Here is a 19,414-nt window from a genome sequence, read left to right as displayed (position 1 = left end):
GGCCCGGCAGGCGTCGCAGCGCCGCGCCACGGACGAACGGGGTCGCGTTCAGGAACAGCGCCGCGCATCCGGCATCGCGATGGCGCGGATCGGTGTCGTGGCCGGGAAGAAGATGGAGCACATGGCCTGCGCCTTGCTGGCGCATGCCGAAGCCGCCCGCCCAGACGTTCCGGTTCACGGGCAAGCCTCGGGAAAACCGCCCCGCGGAGCCCTGAAATGAAACGGCGCCGGACTGGCCAGCGCCGTCGGGTTCAGCTTTCGAGCAGCCGCCGCAGGCTGGCCATGGCACGCTCGGGGTCTTCCTGGTAGCCGATCAGCCCGGCATATTCGCCGTTCCCGTCGAACAGCAGCATGGTCGAGGAATGGTCCATGCTGTATTCGCCGCCCTCTTGCGGCACCTTGCGGGCATAGATGCGGAAGGCCTTCACCGCCTTGGCGACCTCTTCGGGCGCGCCCGAGACGCCGACCACCCCCGGCACCCAGGACACGTAATCGCGCAGCGCATCGACCGTGTCGCGCTCGGGGTCGACGGTGACGAAGAACACCCGCAGCTTGCCGGCATCCGCGCCCAGCTCCTCTTGCCAGCCGGCGATGTCGCCCAGCGTGGTCGGGCAGACATCGGGGCAATGGGTGAAGCCGAAGAACACCGCCGAGGGCTGGCCCTTCAGCGTCGCTTGGGTGAACTCGGTGCCGTCGGTGGCGACCAGCCGGTAATCGCCGCGGCCCAGCGAGGCGGTGCCGGCATCGGCGACCTCGGCCAGGCGCGGGGCGCCGAACTTCATCCAGCCGACCACCGCCAGCGCGACCACGACCAACGCCCAGAGCGCATAGCGCAGAGGGCGCAGCGGCGAGCCCTGCTTAATGTCCGCCATGTCCACCATCCTTTCCGCCGCGCTTGCCGGCATTCATCGGCCCGACCGTCATCGGCACCTCGACTTCGCCCGCCTTCTCGAATTGCAGCGTGACCTTGACCGTCTCGCCCTCGACCAGCGGCTGTTTCAGATCCATGAACATCAGGTGATAGCCACCGGGCTTCAGTTCAACCGTCGCCCCGGCCGGGATCGCCAGCCCGTCGGACAGTTGGCGCATCTTCATGACATCGCCCTCCATCGCCATCTCGTGGATCTCGGCCCGGCCGGCGAAATCGACGCGGGCCGCGACCAGCCGGTCATCCGCACCGGCATTGGCGACGGTCAAGAAACCGCCCGCCACCGGCGCACCGGGCGGCGTGGCGCGGGTGAAGGGCCCGCTGAGCGTCAGATCGCCCAGCGTGATCGGCGCGGCCTGCGCGGCCGGGGCAGCGGCGGCGGCGGCGCCATGGCCGTGGCCGTGGCCATGCCCGGCCTTGCCCGCGACGACGGTCACGCCCGGCGCGGGATTCTGGGCTTCCTTGCTGCCGGTGACGTCGATCCATTCCTCCTTGCCATCCGCGCATTCCTGCACGGTCGAGAAATACAGCACCGTGCCCGGCGTCACATCGGCGCCGACCGTGCCGCGGATGACGAATTCGTCATACCAATCGTCCTGCAGATCGCCGCCGGACCAGACCACCTCGCGCGTGCCCTCGGTCATCGGGGTGCCGTGATTGTCGAAGGGCTGGGCATAGGGGCCCTTCACCGTTTCCAGCGTCCAGCCGGCCTTGGGCATGGGCTTGGCGTTGTAGAAGCCCTCGGGCAACTGCACGCGCAGGGTCTGGGTCGCCTGGCCGTCGCAGCCATGGCCGATGCGGATCACCGCGCGATAGGCGGCGCCGGCGGGCGCCTCGGACTGTTCCAGCGTGGCATGGGCAAGGGCCGGCGCGGCGGCCAGCGCCAGCGCCGAGGCGCAAAGCGCGCCAAAAACAGGGTTCTTCATGATCGTTCTCGTCTGAATAGGGGCGTGAACCGCCGGCCCATGGCCGCGCGGATCGGAAAGCTCGGGTCAGGCGAGCCGCGGCGGTCCCCGCGCCGAGGGCGCCAGCATCTCGGCGCGATACAGAGGGTCGGGCAGGTCCAGCACCCGCGCCAGATGCAGCGCCTGCAGCAGCGGTGCCGGCGCCGCGGCGATGTCGGCCCCCAGCAGCGGCTGGCCATGCGGCGCCCAGTCGCAGGGCCGATGGTCGCCATGCGGGGCCTTGCCGGCCGGGGACAGGCTGCCATCGGCGGCCATGACCATCTCGACCAGATCGTCGCCGGCGCAAAGCACCACGGTGACGCCGCCACGGGCGTCCCGCTCCAGCATGGTGCCCGGCACGATCAGCGACAGCAGCAGGAACGGCAGCACGGCCAGCCAGCCGATCAGCCGGCGGCCCCTTCCCGTTCCCTGCTTTCGTCCGGCCAGCGCGCCCATGCCTTCATCCGCGAGATTCCGGCCGCAGGGGTGGCAGAAATCCGCGCGCAGGGAAAGGGACAATGTGCCGCAGCCCGGCTTTCGACCGCGCCGGCCCGGGCGTTCAGCGCAGCCCCTCGACCAGCGGCTGGCGATAGACCCGCCAGGCCGGCAGCAGCGCCAGCAGGAAGCCGGCCAGGATCAGCAGGCCCGCCATGGCCAGTTCGGACCCGCCGAGGGTGGCGGCGAAGGCCACCCCCGTCTCGCGCGAGATCAGCGCCGAGACCAGCTGCGAGGCCGCCCAGCCCAGCGGCAGCCCGGCCAGCGCGCCCCCCAGCACCATGACCGCGACGTAAAGCCAGACCGACAGGAAGACATAGCGCCGCGGCGCCCCCAACGCCCGCAGCACCGCAAAGCTGCGCCGCTGCAGGTCCAAGACCGCCAGAATGCCGGCCAGGATCGCGGCCACGATCAGCACCTGCGCCGCCAGGGTCAGGCCCAGCATGACCCGGGTCGCATCGCCCATCACCGCGTAAAGTTCGACCAGCGTCTCGGCCGGGAAGAAGGCGGTCGAGGCCTCGCTCCGGTAGCGCGCCCGCAACCCGTAGGCATCGGCGACGCTGGCGGGCTTCATCACGATGGCCGGCAGGCCCGGCATCAGCTCGGCCTGCCAGGGCGGGCCGATGCGCTCGGTCCCCGGCGGATGGCCGGTGCCCATGACATGCGCCGACCAGATATATTCCACCGGCACCACCACGGCGCGATCCCAGGGCGTGCCGGTCGGGCGCATCCGGCCAGTGATCACCACCTCCTCGTGGTGATGGCCGTCCTGTCCGGCATGGCCGTGGTCGCGATCGTGGTCGGACGCCTCGGCCGCGCGGTCGGCGTCAAGCCCGGCCGCCACCGCGTCGGCATGGCCGTGGCGGATCGCAAGGGCCGCGCCGATCTCGCCCTCGACCAGCGCGCCGATGACCGCCTCGTTCAGGCGCGTGAAGCCGCGGCCCTCGGCCAGGCCGCCGCTCAGATGGGCGACGAACGCCGCGGTGGTGCCGATCACCGGGCTGTCGCCATGGCTGTCGCCAAAGGCCAGCGGCGCGGCGAATTCCGCGTCCGCATCGCTCAGCACCCGATGCGCCAGCGGACCGGGCAGCAGCTCGACCTGGGCCGGGCGCAGGAACACGGCCGACATCAGCAGGTCGGTCTGGCTGCCCGGCGCCGCCACGATCAGGTCGAAGCGGTCGGCGGCGCGGGCCGAGCCCTGGCGCAGCGCCCGCTCCTGCGCGCTGATGGCGATGCCCAGGGCGGCGGCCAGCGCCACCAGCACTGCAAACAGCCAGACGGTGCGCGGGTTGCGGGCCAGCAGCGCCCGGACGAAGGGGACGGGGTTCATGCGAAAACCTCGATCCGGCCATGTTCCAGATGCAGGCGGCGCCCGGCCAGCGCGATCAGGTCGGGATCGTGGCTGGCGGCAATGACGCAGCGCCCCTCGGCCGCCAGCGTCTGCAGCGCCTCGGCCACCACCCGCCCGGCCGCGGCATCCAGGCTGGCCGTCGGCTCATCCGCGAACAGGGCGGCCGGATCCATCAGCAGGGCTCGGGCCAGGGCGGCGCGCTGCTGTTCGCCCCGCGACAGCAGGGCGGCGCACCGGCGGTCGGGCACGCCGAAGCGGCGCAGCAGTCCGGCCGCCCGCCCGGCATGGCGCCGTGCCGAGAAGGCGGCGAAGCGCGCCGGCATCAGCACGTTCTGCAGGGGCGAAAGCTCGGGCAGCAGGTGGACATCCTGGAAGACGAAGCCGGCATGGGCGCGCCGCCAGCGGTCGCGGCCGCGCTCGGGCAGCCGCGCCAGGTCCACGCCGGCCCAGACCACCGCCCCCGCCTGCGGCCGGATCAGCCCGGAAAGCAGGTAAAGCAGCGTGGTCTTGCCGGAACCGGAGGGACCGGTCAGCACCGTCAGGCCCGGCTCCAGCTCCAGCATCGGCAATGCCACCACCGGCTGGGCATGGAAGGCATGACGCAGGCCGCGCACCGAAAGCCGCGCCATCACAGCTTCTCGTAGCGGGTGCCGCGCAGGCGCACGAAGCTGATGAAGCCGGTTTCGGGATCGGTCTGGAAGCCGGTCTCGAAGATGCCCGTCGCCCGGATCAGATCGGTATAGCGCACCGGGCGCACCGGATGGTCGGTCAGCGCCAGCACGATGTCGTCGGGCCATTGCGCCTCGGTCTCGCAGAACGGGCAGGTGGACATGGGCAGCTTGGTCAGCACGAAGAAGGCGATCTCGGGCTTCAGCGGCGGCGCCATATAGCCGATCATGGTGACCTGCTGCCCGGCCAGCGCGGCGGCGCGCGGCGTCAGCTGGCGGCCGCGGACGTAAAGGTCGCGGAACTTCAGCGCCTCGGGCGCGGCCAGCGCGCCGCGCGGCAGAAGCGGCAGCAGCAGCGGGGCGGTCAGCAGGGCGCGGCGGTTCATGGCATCATCCGGTCGAAGGGATGCGCCGCCGGGCAGCCGGCGGCGCATGTGTCGTGTCACTTCGCGGCCTGGCTGGTGGCCAGCGCCGCCCGGCTGGCCAGACCGGTCGCATGTTCCATGACGTGATAGATCAGGTTCTGCTCGACGACGCCGTGGAACAGATGCGCCCAGGGCCCCTGCGCGAAGATCGCCACGTCGTCGCCGGCATGGGTCTCGCTTTCGCCCAGCGGCACCAGCGCCTGTTGCAGGAAGTCGATATCGGTGGTGTCGATCCCGGTCAGGTCGGCGCGCGGCTCGTCCAGGCGGGCGCCGGGGCCGTTCAGATAGCCCAGCGTGGTATAGGGCTTGCCGTCGTCGCCCTGCCCCGCGATGCCCAGGATCGGGTTGTTGCGCGCCGGATAGCCGGCGATCGAGAAGACATGGCTGTGGTCGGCGGTCAGGATGATCAGCGTCTCGGCCGGATCGACCTTGTCATAGACCGCCTTCACCGCCTCGGCCACCGCCACCGTATCGGTCAGCGCCCGGGCGGCATTGCCGGCATGGTGGGCGTGGTCGACGCGGCCGCCCTCGATCATCAGCACATAGCCGTTCTCGTTGCGGGACAGCATGTCGATGGCCTTGACCGACATCTCGGCCAGCGAGGGTTCGCCGGCGGCATCCTTCTCGCGATCCGCCTCGTATTGCATGTGGCTGGCGTTGAACAGACCCAGCAGCTTGCCGGTGCCGGCCGGATCGACCGCGTCGAATTCCTGCTTGTTCCAGACATAGGCGCCGTCATTGTGGCGCGCCTTCCACTCGGCGATCAGGTCGCGGTCCTTGCGCGCGCCGGTCTTGGTCTCGTCCTCGGGATCCTGCTGGCTGGCCAGCATGAAATTGCCGCGGCCGCCGCCCAGGACGACCTCGAACCCGTCGCCGGCCGGCCAGTCGACCAGCTGCGCGGCGATGTCCTTGCAGCCGTTCTGCACCGCTTCCTCGGGCAGGTCCTTGTCGGCTTCCCAGTCGCGGCCGGTGACCTTGGCATAGGTGGCGGCGGGCGTCGCATGGGTGATGCGCGCGGTCGAGATGATGCCGGTCGAAAGGCCCGCGGTCTCGGCCAGCTCGAACAGCGTCGTGACCTCGGCACCCTTCTGGCTGGCGCAATCCTCGACCTTGGCCTGCTGCGTCACGCCGACGGTGCCGTTCAAGGACTTCACCCCCGAGACGATGGCCGTCGCGGTCGGGGCCGAATCGGCCACCTGGCTGTCATGGGTATAGGTCTTGGACAGCGCCGTGTAGGGCAGCAGTTCCTCGAACGACAGCACGTTCGATTCCCCGTCCACGCCGCGGCTCTGGCCCTCGTGGATGCGCGCGGCGGTGATGGTCGGCACCGACAGCCCGTCCACGACGAACAGCACGACGTTCCTGGCCCGGCCGACATTCGGCTGGTCGGCGATCTTCCGGGCAAGCTCGGCCTTGGCCGCGGTGAAATAGGAATCCTCGGCCTGCAGCACATTGTCCTGCGCGACGGCGTTCGAGGCCAGCACCAGAAGCGACGCGCCTGCCATCAGCGAGCGGAGTTGGTATTTCATGGGTCCCCCGGGGGTTTTCGGTCCTTGCGCCGGTCGGCGCGAGGCCCCGCCTAAGCCGGCCGGGTAACGCTTTCGTGGCAGCCTCGTGGTATCTTCGTGACAGCGCCCCTACTCGGCCGCCATCCGGCAGGCGGTGCCGGCATCCAGCAGCGCCCGGATCTCGGGGCGGCACGAGCCGCAATTGGTGCCGGCCCGCAGCGCCTGCCCCACCGCCTCGACCGAGGTCAGGCGCCGGCTGGCAATGGCCTGCACGATGCTGTTCACGCCGATGCCGAAACAGGCGCAGACCAGCGCCCCCTCGTCCGGGCGGTCGGCGCCGGGACGGCCGGCCAGCGCCTCGGCCCCGCTCAGGGTCGCGCCCTCGCCCAGCAGCGCCGCGACATGGCTGCGCGACAGGGCCACCGGCCCGGGCGCCACGAACAACGCCGCCTGCAGCCGACCCTCGCGCAGGAAGGCCAGCCGCACCTGCCCGCGGGCGCGGTCCTGCAGCACCAGCGGCTCGTCCGGCAGGCCGAACAGCGCGCGGGCATGCGCGGTCCAGTCCTGCGGCGGCGCAAGCCCGGCCAGCTCGGCCTGCTCGCCCCTTGGCAGCGTGGCCCGCGCCCAATAGTCGCAATCCGGCCGGATCCGGCCGGCCGAGACGGCGAAGCCGAACCAACGCGCCGCAAAGGGCCGGATCGCCACCGCCGCCGATTTCAGCGCCGGCTGGCCCGAGACCGGATCGACAGCACCCGGCACCAGCGCATCGACCCGGCCCGAGGCCGCGGTCTCGCCCGTCCAGTGCATCGGCGCGAAGGGATGGCCCGGCGCCACCCGGCCGCTCACCAGCACCCGCAGCACCGCGCGGCCATGCGGGCTGACGATCTCGGCCAGGCTGGCGGGCTGCAGGCCCAGCCGGGCGGCGTCGTCGGGGTGCAGTTCCAGAAAGGGCTCGGCCAGATGCCGGGACAGCCGCGGCGACAGGCCGGTGCGGGTCATGGTGTGCCAATGGTCGCGCACCCGGCCGGTGTTCAGCCGGAAAGGATGGTCCGCATCCACCGGCTGCGGCGGGCGCGGCGTGACCGCCACCATGCGGCCCCGCCCCGAAGGCGTATGGAACCGCCCGTCGCCGAAGAACCGCCCGCCCTGCCGGCCCGCCGAATGCGGCCACAGGAACGGCGCCAGCGCATCATATTCCGCCGGGGTGATGCCGGCATGGGCCGAGATGTCGAAATCGCTGCCCAGACCGCCCGCGATGCCCGAAAGCGCCGCGTGTTCGGCAAAGACCTGCGCCGGGTGCCGCCAGGCGAAGGCCTCGGCCCAGCCCATGCGGCGCCCGACCTCGGCCAGGATGCGCCAGTCGTCGCGCGCCTGCCCGACCGGGGAAAGACTGCGGCGCTGGCGGCTGATGCGGCGTTCGGAATTCGTCACCGTGCCGTCCTTTTCGCCCCAGCCGGTCGCCGGCAGCGCCACATGCGCCAGCCGCAGGGTGTCGGTCCGCGCCATGATGTCCGAGACCACGGTGAAATCGCAGCCGGCAATGGCGCGGGCGACGCGGTCGGCCTCGGGCATGGTCGCGGCGGGGTTGGTGCAGATGATCCACAGCGCCTTGATCCGGCCGTCCTCGACGGCGCGGAACATGTCCACGGCCTTCAGCCCCGGCCGCTCGGCCATGCGCGGCGCGTTCCAGAAAGCGCGCACCGCCGCGCGATGCGCGGGATTCTCGATCTCCAGATGGCAGGCCAGCATGTTGGCCAGCCCGCCGACCTCGCGCCCGCCCATGGCATTGGGCTGGCCGGTGACGCTGAACGGGCCCATGCCGGGCCGGCCGATGCGGCCGCTGGCAAGGTGGCAGTTCAGGATCGCGTTCACCTTGTCTGTGCCGCTGTCGGACTGGTTCACGCCCTGCGACCAGACCGTCACCACCTTGTCACTGTGCAGCCAGAGGTTGAAGAACTGCCGCAACTGGCTGTGCGCCAGCCCGGTGGCCGAGGGGGACGTGGCGCGCGCCGCGGCCATCGCATCCTCGATTCCTTCCAGATTATCAACGCATAACTCTGATATTCTGCCGATTTCTGCCAGAAGCAGGTTGAACAGCGCCGCATCCGAACCCGGTGCCAGCGGCAGATGCAGGTCGGCGATGTCGCAGCTTGCGGTGCGGCGCGGATCGACCACCACGACCCGCGTGCCCCGCACCGCGCGCGCCGCCGCCAGCCGCTGGTAAAGCACCGGATGGCACCAGGCGAGGTTCGAGCCGACCAGCACCACCGTATCGGCCAGTTCCAGATCCTCGTAGAGCCCCGGCACCGTGTCCGAGCCGAAGGCCCGCCGCTGCCCCGCCACCGCCGAGGCCATGCAGAGCCGCGAATTGGTGTCGATATTGCCCGAGCCGATGAAGCCCTTCATCAGCTTGTTGGCGACATAGTAATCCTCGGTCAAGAGCTGCCCCGAGACGTAGAAGCCGACCGAATCCGGCCCGTGTTCGGCGATGGTTTCGGAAAACCGGCGCGCGACCAGGCCCAGCGCCTCGTCCCAGCCCGCCTCGCGGTCATGGATGCGCGGGGCGAGCAGCCGGCCGGCATGGCCGACGGTCTCGCCCAGCGCCGCGCCCTTGACGCAGAGCCGGCCCCGGTTCGCCGGATGCCCGGGATCGCCGGCGACGCCCAGCCCGCCCCGGCCGTCGGGCGTCGCCAGCACGCCGCAGCCGACGCCGCAATAGGGACAGGTGGTGCGGATGGTCTGCATGATGGCCCCTCCTCAGGCGGCGTGCGAGCGGGTGACGAGTTCGGCGCTGATCAGGACGCGGCCCTGCTCGACGCGGACCGGCCAGGTGCGGACCGCGCCCTCGTCGGCGCCCTGCGCGGCGCCCGAGTTCATGTCGAACACCCAGTTGTGCAGCGGACAGGTCACCCGGTCGCCATGCACCATGCCCTCGGACAGCGGGCCGCCCTTGTGCGGGCAACGGTCGTCCAGCGCAAAGACCCGGTCGTCCAGGGTGCGGAACACCGCGACGCAGCCCTGCCCGGTGCGGATCACCCGCGCGCCCTGGCGGGGAATGTCGTCCAGGGCTCCGATATCGACAAAGACGGTCATTCCGCGGCCTCCAGGGTCAGATCGGCAAGGGGCGCCCAGCGGGGCGTCGCGGCGGTGGTGGAATGTTCGGCCCAGGGGTCGCGGCGATAGACCGACTGGCTGATCTCGAAGCGCTCGACCAGCGCGCGGCGGGTCGGCAGGTCGGCGACCTGCGCCTTGACCCAGTCGAGCCCGACCTTGGCCACCCATTTATAGGGCCGGTCCAGATAGCGGGCGTTTTCGCGGTAAAGCTGGACGAAGGCGGTGACGATCTCGACCGCCTCGTCCTCGGACGGGGTCGCGGCCAGGGGCTCGGTCTCCTTCACCTCCATCCCGGCGGCGCCGGCGACGCTGATCTGGTAGCCGCTGTCGACGCAGACCACGCCCACGTCCTTGCAGGTCGCCTCGGCGCAGTTCCTGGGGCAGCCCGAGACGCCCAGCTTGACCTTGTGCGGCGTCCAGGACCCCCAAAGCAGCTTTTCCAGCAGGATGCCGAGGCCCGTGGAATCCTGGGTGCCGAAGCGGCAGAACTCGCTGCCGACGCAGGTCTTCACCGTGCGCAGCCCCTTGGAATAGGCATGGCCGGAAACCAGCCCGGCGGCGTTCAGGTCGGCCCAGATCTGCGGCAGATCCTGCTTGCGGACGCCCAGCAGGTCGATGCGCTGGCCGCCGGTGACCTTGACCATCGGCACGGCATATTTCTCGGCCGCGTCGGCGATGGCGCGCAGCTCGGCCGGCGTGGTGACGCCGCCCCACATGCGCGGCACCACCGAATAGGTGCCGTCCTTCTGGATGTTGGCGTGGTTCCTTTCGTTCACGAAACGGCTCTGCCGGTCGTCCTGGTATTCCAGCGGCCATTCCGCCAGCAGGTAATAGTTCAGCGCCGGGCGGCAGGAATGGCAGCCGCCGACGCTCTTCCAGCCCAGCTCCTGCATGACCGCCGGGATCGACTTCAGCCCCATGGAGCGGATCAGCCGCCGCACGTCCTCGTGGCTGTGGTCGGTGCATTTGCACATGCCGCCAGAGGCGGGCGCGACGAAGCCGTCGCCCAGGGTCAGCTTCATCACCTGTTCGACCAGCCCGGTGCAGGTGCCGCAGGATCCCGAGGCCTTGGTGCAGGCGCGCACCGCATCAAGCGTGGTCGCGCCGCCCTGCACCGCGGCGACGATGGTTCCCTTGCAGACGCCGTTGCAGCCGCAGATCTCCGCCTCAGGCGGCAAGGCTGCAACGGCCGCCATAGGGTCCAGCTTGGTCCCCCCCTGGAAGGCCGGGCCGAAGATCAGCGTGTCGCGCATCCCCGACACGTCGGTTTCGTCCTTCATCAGCCCGTAGAACCAGTTGCCGTCGGCGGTGTCGCCATACATGACCACGCCGATGATGCGGTCGTTCTCCAGCACCAGCCGCTTGTAGATGCCGCGGCCGGGGTCGCGGAACACGATGTCCTCGCGCCCCTCGGCTTCGGCGAAATCGCCGGCGCTGAACAGGTCGCAGCCGGTCACCTTCAGCTTGGTCGCGGTCTGCACCGGGCGGAACGCGGCCGCCTCGCCCAGCAGGGTCCGGGCCAGCACCTTGGCCTGATCGTAAAGCGGCGCCACAAGGCCGAAGACCTGGTCCCGATGCTCGACGCATTCGCCAAGCGCGAAGATCTGCGGGTCCGAGGTGCGCAGGGCGTCGTCGACGACGATGCCGCGCTCGACCTCCAGATGCGCGTCATTGGCCAGCCGCACCTCGGGGCGGATGCCGACGGCCATGCAGACCAGATCGGCGGGATGGACGGTGCCGTCCTCCAGCAGCACCGCCTCGGCCCGGCCATGGCCCAGGATCGCCTTGGTCGCGCCCTTGCAATGCACCTTGATGCCGCGCCGCTCCAGGTCGCGCTGCAGCAGATAGCCGGCGGCGGGGTCGAGCTGCCGCTCCATCAGATGGCCCATCAGATGGACGACGGTGACGCGGGCGCCGCGCGCGGCCATGCCGGCCGCCGCCTCGAGACCCAGAAGCCCGCCGCCGATCACCACGGCGTCCTTGCCGGCGATCCCGGCCTCGATCATGGCGTTGGTGTCCTCGAGGTCGCGATAGGTCACCACGCCCGGCAGATCGCTGCCGGGCACCGGGATGATGAAGGGCGCCGAGCCGGTGGCGATGACCAGGGCGTCATAGGGCGCGCCGCCCGCGCTGGAATAGACAGTGCGATTGGCGCGGTCGATCCGCACCACCGGCTCGCCGAAGCGGCAATCGACGCCATGCGCGGCATACCAATCCGCGTCATGGGTGACGATCTGCTGATAGGTCTTTTCGCCCGACAGGACCGGCGACAGCATCAGCCGGTTGTAATTGCCGCGCGGCTCGGCGTTGAACAGGATGACCTGCCATGCGCCGGGCGCGGCCTCGAACAGATGCTCCAGCAGGCGGCCCGAGGCCATGCCGGCGCCGATGACGACAAGGTTCTTCATTGCGGGACTCCTTTCTCAGGCGGCTTGCAGGGCGGCGCGGCCCATCTGGCGGATCGAGGCGTGCATCCACAGCGCGCAGAGCCCGACCAGCAGGAACAGCGCCATGAAGCAACTGGACCACAGCCCGGTCTGGTCGCGCAGCCAGCCGAACAGCAGCGGCAGCACGAAGCCGCCCAAGCCGCCGATCATGCCCACCAGCCCGCCGACCGCGCCGATATGGCCGGGGTAATAGCTGGGGATGTGCTTGTAGACGGCGGCCTTGCCCAGGCTCATGAAGAAGCCCAGCACGAAGATCACCGCCAAAAAGACCGGCACCGGCACGCCCGAGGGGATCGACAGGATCGCGGTCGCGGCCAGCGAGACGGCAAAGGTCGCATACATCACCACCCGCGCGCCGATGCGGTCCGACAGCACCCCGCCCCAGGCGCGGAAGATCGAGCCGGGGATGGAATAGGCGGCGCCGATCATGCCGGCGGTGGCGATGTCGAAGCCGTAGACCTCGGTCAGGTAATGCGGCAGCCACAGGGCCAGGGCGACGAAGCCGCCGAAGCTGAAGAAATAATAGGCCGAGAAGCGCCAGACCCGGATCTGGCCCAGCGGCGCGAATTCGGCGCGCAAGGGCGCCTTGCGGCCGATCCCGGCGGCGGTGACCGGGTCGTCCTTGCTCAGCAGCCAGAACAGCACGGCGGTCAGCGCCAGCACGGCGGCCCAGATCTGCGCGGTCGCCTGCCAGCCCAGCGCCAGCATGACGAAGGGCGCGGCGAATTTGGTCAGGGCGGCGCCGACATTGCCGGTGCCGAAGATGCCCAGCGCCGTGCCCTGCCGCCCCGCGGCATAGAAGCGCGAGACATAGGCGACGCCCACCGCGAAAGAGCCGCCGGCCAGCCCGACGCCCAGCGCCGCCAGCAGCATCTGCGGATAGGTGCTGGCCCAGGACAACAGGAAGGTCGCGCCGGCGGCGGCCAGCATGGTCAGGGTATAGACCCGCCGCCCGCCCAGCCGGTCGGTCAGCACGCCCAAGGCGATGCGCACCAGCGAGCCGGTCAGGATCGGCAGGCCGATCAGCAGGCCGAACTGGGTTTCGGTCAGGGAAAGCTGCGCGCGGATCTGCAGGCCGATGATCGAGAAAATCGTCCAGACCGCGAAGCAGATGGTGAAGGCGAAGGTCGAAAGGCCCAGCGCGCGGCTGGCCTCGGAGGGCGGAACGGGGGGAACGGCGGGCATGGTGGCTCCGATGCGTTGCTGATGGCGAAGGCGGTCGGAAAGCACGCGGCCGGGCGGCGGGACGCCGCAGCGGATTTGCGCTTTCGGGGGAGGATCGCCGCATCGTCGCGGGAATCCGTGCCGCATCATTGCGAGCGGGCCGGTGGCGCGCCGTTGCGCCGGGCCATGGGATCAGACTGGATCAGCGAACCGGGCGGATCAAGCGTCGATGCGGCATCGCAGCATCCGCCGCCGGTTTCGCCCGAAACCCGGGCAGCACCGCGCCCGGCCTGCCCGCGAAACGCTCAGCTTGCGAAGGGCGGCTCGAAGACGGTGCCGTCGAAGAAGGCATCGGCGCGCAGAATCATCTGGCCCTTTTCGGCCGCGACCTCGCGGTCCTCGGCCAGCGCGCCCTCCAGCCGGGCCGAGGCGCCCGGAAGCGCCGCCCCGGCTTCGCGCAGATGCGCGCGGTAAAGATCGGTGCGGAAATGCGTCATCGCCTTTTGCATCGCCGGCCCGGGCTCCAGCCCATGACGCCGGGCGATGCGCTGCGCGAACAGGGCGGCCAGGCTTTTCCAGGGGAAGTTCGCCGCCCCGGCATGGAAGGCGACAAAGCCCGGCACATGGCGGAACTCGCCCGCAGGGGTGACCTGCAGCCGCCCGGTCAGTCCGCGCTCGGCCAGTTCGGCCGGCAGGTCCAGATATTCGCGCCGCGACAGGATCTCGGCGGCGGTGTCGCGGTTCTCGGGCTCGTCGAGCCAGCGCCCGGCCCGCCAGACCGCCCGCATCAGCGCCCCGGTAAGCTGCGGATCGGAGACGGTGAAATCGCGGCGCAGCACCAGGCCCTTTTCCGGCGGCGCGGCCCAGATCGCCGTGCCGGGCAACAGCAGCGCGGCAAGGCCCCGGTCCACGGCGCTGGACGCCCAGGGCTCGCCGACGCAAAAGGCGTCGAGCTCGCCCGCGGCCATGGATTCGGCCATCAGCGGCGGCGGCACGGTGACGACCTCCAGCGCCGGGCTGAAGCCGCAGGCGCCAAGCCAGTGCCGGATCAGCTCCAACTGCGTCGAGAAATGGAACGGCACGCCCACCCGCAGCCGGGCGGACGCGGCGCGTTGCAGCGCAAGCCCCGCCTTGCGGGCATCGCGAAAGTCGAAATCATGGCCTTGGTCGCGCATCCTGGCGGCCAAGGCGGCGCCGACCGCGACCGCCTGCCCGCCCTGCGACAGGAACATCGCCAGGTCCAGATCCGGCAGCGCCGGACCCAGCCCCAGCGCCTGCGCCACCGGCATCGGCGCCAGCATATGCGCCGCCTCGATCAGCCCGGCGCCCAGCATGTCGCGGGCCTGCGCCCAGGCGCCCAGGCGCAGCAGCCGGAACGCCAGCCCTTCCTCGGCGGCGAAGCCCAGCTCGCGCGCCACGATCAGGGGCGCCGCGTCGATCAGCGGCACATAGCCCAGGCGCAGGGGCGTCAGCGGCATGACAGCAACCCCGCGGCCAGGACCAGCTGCTGGGCGATCTCGGCCACGCGCTTGCCCTGGTCCATCGCCGCCTTGCGCAACAGCGCATAGGCGGCCTCCTCGTCGATGCCGCGCGCCTTCATCAGCACCGCCTTGGCGCGGTCGATCACCTTGCGCTCCTCCAGCGCGGCGCGGGTCGCGGCCAGTTCGGCGCGCATGCGCTGGAACATGTGAAAGCGCGCGATGGCCGCGTCCAGCACCGGCTTGATGCGCTCGGGCCGCAGCCCGTCCACGACATAGGCCGAAATGCCGGCCTCGACCGCCGCCCGCGTCAGGTGCTCGTCCGAGCGGTCCACGAACATCGCCACCGGCCGCTCGGTCGGGCCCGAGGCCAGCGCCAGCTCCTCGAGCACGTCGCGCGAGGGGTTGGCCAGGTCGATCAGCACCATATCGGGCCGGCATTCGGCGATGTGGCGCGCGAGACCGGTTTCCTCCGAGATGATGCGGATGTCGTGGTCGCCGACCTCGCGCAGCCCGTCCACGATCGGGGCGGCGCGTTCCGGGTCGGGCTCGATGACGACGATCGAAAGGCGCTTGTCCATCTGCTTCCTGCTCTCTCCCGTCCCAGCAGGTGCCAGCGGAACCGGGCGCCGGCAATGCCTGCCGCGCGCGTCGCCCTGCGCGTCCGCGCCCTGCGCAAGGACCGGGCAGATATGCGCCGCCGCGCGCGGGGAACGGGCAGCGCGGCGATGCGGGCGGGGCGGAACCGGCCGGGTCTTGGCCCCTTGAGCTTGCCGGTTCCTTGGCTAATCTGCCCGCATCCAGGCAAGCCGGGGGAACCATGGCCCAGATCATCCTGCTGACGGGCAAGGCGGCGCCGCTGCCGGGCAGCGACCAGCTCAGCGGCATCGACAAGCGCCCGGCGGACCGGCCGCTGACGCTTGGCCCCGGGGGGTTCGAGGGCGACGAGCAGGCCGACCGCCGTGTGCATGGCGGGCCGGAAAAGGCCGTGCACCATTATGCTTTCGACCATTACCCGGCCTGGCGCGAGGAACTTGGACCACTGCGTCCGGCCGAACCGCCGGGCGGGCCGCACCCGCCGGCCGCCGATTCTCGGACCGGTGGCGGATTCGGTGGCCCGCCCCCGATGGGGCGTCCGGAAAACGGGGAAACCGGCGGGCCGCTGGATGCACCCGGCGCCTTCGGCGAGAACATCTCGACCCGGGGCCTGACCGAGACGGATGTCGCGGTGGGCGACATCTTCCGGCTCGGCTCGGCGCTGGTGCAAGTGTCGCAGGGCCGGCAACCCTGCTGGAAGCTGAACCGGCGCTTCGGCGTCGCGGACATGGCGCGGCGCGTACAGCAAAGCGGCCGCACCGGCTGGTATTACCGCGTCCTGCAGCCCGGCATCGTCGCCCCCGGCGACCGGCTGGAGCGGATCGACCGCGTGGCGCCCGACTGGACGCTGCGCCGGCTCTGGCATGCGCTTTACGTGGACCGGCTGAACCTCGGCGAATTGCAGGGCATCGCCGCGCTGGACGTGCTGGCCGAGGGCTGGCGGCGCTACGCGGTGCGCCGGCTGGAAAGCGGCCGGGTCGAGGATTGGTCGAAGCGGCTGGAGGGCGGCGCATGAGCCGCCCGCTGGTGATCTCGATCCAAAGCCAGGTGGTCATGGGCCATGTCGGCAATTCGGCGGCGGTGTTTCCGATGCTGGCGGCGGGGCTGGAGGTAGCGCCGGTCCCGACGGTGATCTTTTCCAACACCCCGGACTATCCCAGCCTGCGCGGCCGGCCGCTGCCCGGCGATTTTTTCGCCGACCTTCTGCAGGGCCTCTGGGATCGCGGCCTGCCGGAACGCGCGGATGTCCTGCTGACTGGCTATATCGGCTCGGTCGAGGTGGCGCGGCTGACCGCCGATTTCGTCGCCCGCGCCAAGGCAGCGAACCCGGGCCTGCGCTATTACTGCGACCCGGTGCTGGGCGACGAGCTGCCGGGCCTCTATGTGCCGCAAGAGATCGCCGACACCTTCCGCGACCGGCTGCTGCCCATGGCCGACATCGCCTCGCCCAACCCGTTCGAGGTCGCCTGGCTGACCGGGCAGCCCATCACGGAACTGTCCGACATCCACCGCGCCGCGCAAGGGCTGCGCATGGCGCCCGCGGCGCAGCTGATCGTCACCGGCTGCCGGCTGCGCGAGACCGCGCCCGGCATGCTGGAAAGCGTGATCCTGGGACCGCAGGGGCTGACGCGCCATCCGACGCCGCATCTGCCGGTGGCGCTGGCCGGGACCGGCGACCTGTTCGCCGGGCTGATCACCGCCGCGCTGGGGCAAGGCCGCAGCCTCTCCCAGGCGGTGGAGTTTGCGCAGCTCCAGACCGCGCGCGCGCTGACGCGCGCGGCGGAACTGGGAACGAAAGAGGTGGTGCTGTCGGATCCCAAGTTCCGGGCGGCCCTGCTGGGCTGCTGATCCCGGGCTTCTTCGTTGCCCAAATACCCCCTTAGCCGTGCCGCAGGCGCGGCGGGGGCAGCGCCCCCTCAGGTCTTGCGCAATGCGTTCAGCAGCGCCGCGCCCAGGGCGCCGGGCTGCTCCTTGCCGGCAGGGGCGGCGGATTTCGGGCCGCGCGCCGGCTGGACCTTGGGCCCGCGCTCCTTCTGCGCCTCGCGGGCGGCGGCGCCGCCGTCCTTGCGCATGGTCAGGCCGATGCGCTTTCTGGCCACATCCACCTCGGTCACCCGGACCTTGACCACATCGCCGACCTTCACCACCTCGTTCGGATCCTTGACGAAACGGTCGGCCAGCTGGCTGATATGCACCAGCCCGTCCTGATGCACGCCGATATCGACGAAGGCGCCGAAGGCGGCGACATTGGTCACCGTGCCCTCCAGCGCCATGCCCGGCCGCAGATCCCTGATATCCTCGACCCCCTCGGCAAAGCTTGCGGTGACGAAGCTCGGCCGCGGGTCGCGGCCGGGTTTTTCCAGCTCGGTCAGGATGTCGCGAATGGTGGGCAGGCCGAAATGCTCGTCGACGAAGGATTCCGCCCGGACGCCCTTCAGCGCCGCGCCATCGCCCATGATCTGGCGGATGTCGCGGCCGCAGGCGGCGACGATGCGGCGCGCGACGCCGTATGCCTCGGGGTGGACCGAGGAAGCGTCCAGCGGCTCCTTGCCGTCTCGGATGCGCAGGAAACCCGCGCATTGCTCGAAGGCGCGCGGGCCAAGCCCGCCGACCTTCTTCAGCGCCGCGCGCGACGGGAAGGCGCCATGCTCGTCGCGCCAGGCCACGATGTTCTGCGCCAGCGACGGACCCAACCCGGCCACATGCGCCAGCAGCGGGGCCGAGGCGGTGTTCAGGTCCACCCCCACCGCGTTCACCGCATCCTCGACCACCGCCTCCAGGGTCTTGGCCAGCCGGCGCTGGTCCACGTCATGCTGATACTGCCCGACGCCGATCGCTTCGGGCGGCACCTTCACCAGCTCGGCCAGCGGGTCTTGCAGCCGCCGGCCAATGGAGACCGCGCCGCGCAGCGAGACGTCGAGCTCCGGGAATTCCCGCGCCGCCAGCTCCGAGGCGGAATAGACCGAGGCGCCGGCCTCGCTGACGATCACCTTGACCGGCTGTTTCACCCCTTCGGGCAGGCGCTTCAGCACCTCGGCCACGAAACGCTCGGTCTCGCGGCTGGCGGTGCCGTTGCCGATGGCGATCAGCTCGATCCTGTGCTTGACGATGGCGGCGGCCAGCGCCGCTTCCGCGCCGCGCAGGTCGGATTTCGGCGGGAAGGGATACAGCGTCGCCGTCTCGACCAGCTTGCCGGTGCCGTCGACGGCGGCCAGCTTGACCCCGGTGCGGATGCCGGGGTCCAGCCCGATGGTCGGGCGCGGTCCGGCGGGCGAGGCCAGCAGCAGATCCTTGAGATTGCGGGCGAAGACCCGGATCGCCTCGGCATGGGCGCGGGTGCGCAGCTCGGTCATCAGGTCGATATACATGGTGTTCGACAGCCGCACCCGCCAGCACCAGCCCGCCACCTTGCGCAGCCAGCGGTCGCCCGGCTGGTCCCCCAGCCGCCCCAGGGCCGAGGCGACGATGCCCTCGGCCCGCGCCGCGCCGGTTTCCGGCTCGGGGGCGATCTCGATGGTCAGCACCTCCTCCTTGGCGCCGCGCAGGATGGCCAGCGCCCGATGCGCGGGGATGCTGGCCCATTTCTCGGACTGGTCGAAATAATCGCTGAACTTGGCGCCGACCTGCTCCTTACCCGGCACCACCTTGGCGCGGATGATCGCCTCGGCCTGCATGAATTCGCGCAGCCGGCCCAGCAGCGCCGCATTCTCGGACAGTTCCTCGACCAGGATGTCGCGCGCCCCGTCCAGCGCCGCTTTCACATCCGGCACCGCTTCCGAGACATGGCCCGCCGCCAGCGCCTCGGGTTCGGCGGCGCGGTCGTCCTGGATGGCGCGCAGCAGCGGCTCCAGCCCGTTTTCGCGCGCGATCATCGCCTTGGTGCGCCGCTTGGGCTTGAAGGGCAGGTAGATGTCTTCAAGCGTGGCCTTGGTCTCGGCCCCGGCGATGGCGCGGGCCAGATCCTCGGTCAGCTTGCCCTGCCCCCCGATCGATTCGAGGATCGCGCTCCGCCGCGCCTCGAGCTCGCGCAGATAGGCCAGCCGCTCGGACAGGGTGCGCAGCTGGGTGTCGTCCAGCCCGCCCGTCACTTCCTTGCGGTAACGCGCGACGAAGGGCACCGTGGCGCCCCCGTCCAGCAGGCTGGTCGCCGCCGCCACCTGGTCGGGGCGGGCAGCGATCTCGGCGGCGATGGTGCGGGCGATGCGGTCGGTTGCGTCCACGGGCGGCATCCTTTCAGGTCTGGACCGCCGTCATAGCCAAAACCGGCCCGCGATCCAAGCATCGCGAGAACCGGG

General features: G+C 70.8%; 16 protein-coding genes. 2 read left to right on the top strand and 14 right to left on the bottom strand.

The window, feature by feature from the left end; genetic code table 11:
• Positions 1–251: 251 nt before the first annotated feature.
• From NBE95_RS08565 to NBE95_RS08505, 13 genes are all read right to left on the bottom strand, one after another.
• Complete coding sequence (locus NBE95_RS08565) at positions 252–872, bottom strand: SCO family protein (RefSeq protein WP_289893481.1); 621 nt, start codon at positions 870–872, stop codon at positions 252–254.
• A complete protein-coding gene (locus tag NBE95_RS08560) occupies positions 859–1,854 on the bottom strand; it encodes a DUF1775 domain-containing protein (protein WP_289893480.1) in 996 nt (331 codons plus the stop codon). The genes NBE95_RS08565 and NBE95_RS08560 overlap by 14 nt, the downstream gene beginning before the upstream one ends.
• 66 nt (positions 1,855–1,920) lie before the next feature.
• The gene (locus tag NBE95_RS08555; RefSeq protein ID WP_289893479.1) at positions 1,921–2,328 is read right to left on the bottom strand and encodes a DUF2946 family protein; all 408 of its coding nucleotides are present in this window, start codon (positions 2,326–2,328) and stop codon (positions 1,921–1,923) included.
• Between the two features lie 103 nt (positions 2,329–2,431).
• Positions 2,432–3,697, bottom strand: a complete 1,266-nt coding sequence (locus tag NBE95_RS08550) for an ABC transporter permease (protein WP_289893478.1) — start codon at positions 3,695–3,697, stop codon at positions 2,432–2,434.
• Positions 3,694–4,347: an ATP-binding cassette domain-containing protein gene (locus NBE95_RS08545; protein ID WP_289893477.1), complete on the bottom strand. Its 654-nt coding sequence runs from the start codon at positions 4,345–4,347 to the stop codon at positions 3,694–3,696. The genes NBE95_RS08550 and NBE95_RS08545 overlap by 4 nt, the downstream gene beginning before the upstream one ends.
• Positions 4,347–4,772 carry a hypothetical protein gene (locus NBE95_RS08540; protein WP_289893476.1) on the bottom strand — a complete coding sequence of 142 codons (426 nt, stop codon included), beginning with the start codon at positions 4,770–4,772 and terminating at the stop codon, positions 4,347–4,349. Before NBE95_RS08540 ends, NBE95_RS08545 begins: the two co-directional genes overlap by 1 nt.
• A 56-nt stretch (positions 4,773–4,828) precedes the next feature.
• A complete protein-coding gene (locus NBE95_RS08535) occupies positions 4,829–6,340 on the bottom strand; it encodes an alkaline phosphatase (protein ID WP_289893475.1) in 1,512 nt (503 codons plus the stop codon).
• 108 nt (positions 6,341–6,448) lie between these two features.
• Positions 6,449–9,064: a nitrate reductase gene (locus NBE95_RS08530; RefSeq protein ID WP_289893474.1), complete on the bottom strand. Its 2,616-nt coding sequence runs from the start codon at positions 9,062–9,064 to the stop codon at positions 6,449–6,451.
• A 12-nt stretch (positions 9,065–9,076) separates the two neighbouring features.
• Positions 9,077–9,412, bottom strand: coding sequence for a nitrite reductase small subunit NirD (gene nirD, locus NBE95_RS08525; protein WP_289893473.1), 336 nt, complete (start codon positions 9,410–9,412; stop codon positions 9,077–9,079).
• Positions 9,409–11,841 (bottom strand): nitrite reductase large subunit NirB, encoded by a 2,433-nt coding sequence (gene nirB / locus NBE95_RS08520; RefSeq protein ID WP_289893472.1) that lies wholly within the window; start codon positions 11,839–11,841, stop codon positions 9,409–9,411. The genes nirD and nirB overlap by 4 nt, the downstream gene beginning before the upstream one ends.
• Positions 11,842–11,856: 15 nt before the next feature.
• On the bottom strand, positions 11,857–13,065 hold the full coding sequence (locus tag NBE95_RS08515) for a nitrate/nitrite transporter (protein WP_289893471.1): 1,209 nt from the start codon (positions 13,063–13,065) through the stop codon (positions 11,857–11,859).
• A 284-nt stretch (positions 13,066–13,349) separates the two neighbouring features.
• The gene (locus NBE95_RS08510; protein WP_289893470.1) at positions 13,350–14,522 is read right to left on the bottom strand and encodes a CmpA/NrtA family ABC transporter substrate-binding protein; all 1,173 of its coding nucleotides are present in this window, start codon (positions 14,520–14,522) and stop codon (positions 13,350–13,352) included.
• Positions 14,513–15,103, bottom strand: a complete 591-nt coding sequence (locus NBE95_RS08505) for an ANTAR domain-containing protein (RefSeq protein ID WP_289893469.1) — start codon at positions 15,101–15,103, stop codon at positions 14,513–14,515. Before NBE95_RS08505 ends, NBE95_RS08510 begins: the two co-directional genes overlap by 10 nt.
• Before the next feature lie 239 nt (positions 15,104–15,342).
• Between NBE95_RS08505 and NBE95_RS08500 the strand changes: the two genes are divergently transcribed.
• The gene (locus NBE95_RS08500) at positions 15,343–16,134 is read left to right on the top strand and encodes an MOSC domain-containing protein (protein WP_289893468.1); all 792 of its coding nucleotides are present in this window, start codon (positions 15,343–15,345) and stop codon (positions 16,132–16,134) included.
• A complete protein-coding gene (gene pdxY / locus NBE95_RS08495; RefSeq protein WP_289893467.1) occupies positions 16,131–16,967 on the top strand; it encodes a pyridoxal kinase in 837 nt (278 codons plus the stop codon). The genes NBE95_RS08500 and pdxY overlap by 4 nt, the downstream gene beginning before the upstream one ends.
• Positions 16,968–17,035: 68 nt before the next feature.
• On the opposite strand, the gene NBE95_RS08490 is transcribed toward pdxY, so the two are convergent.
• Positions 17,036–19,348 (bottom strand): Tex family protein, encoded by a 2,313-nt coding sequence (locus NBE95_RS08490; RefSeq protein WP_289893466.1) that lies wholly within the window; start codon positions 19,346–19,348, stop codon positions 17,036–17,038.
• Positions 19,349–19,414: the final 66 nt, after the last annotated feature.

This window comes from Paracoccus sp. TOH (assembly GCF_030388245.1).
In the GTDB taxonomy this organism is placed as follows: Bacteria; Pseudomonadota; Alphaproteobacteria; order Rhodobacterales; family Rhodobacteraceae; genus Paracoccus; species Paracoccus simplex.
Note: the sequence above shows the minus strand (reverse complement) of the source record. Positions and strands in the feature narration are given on the sequence as shown.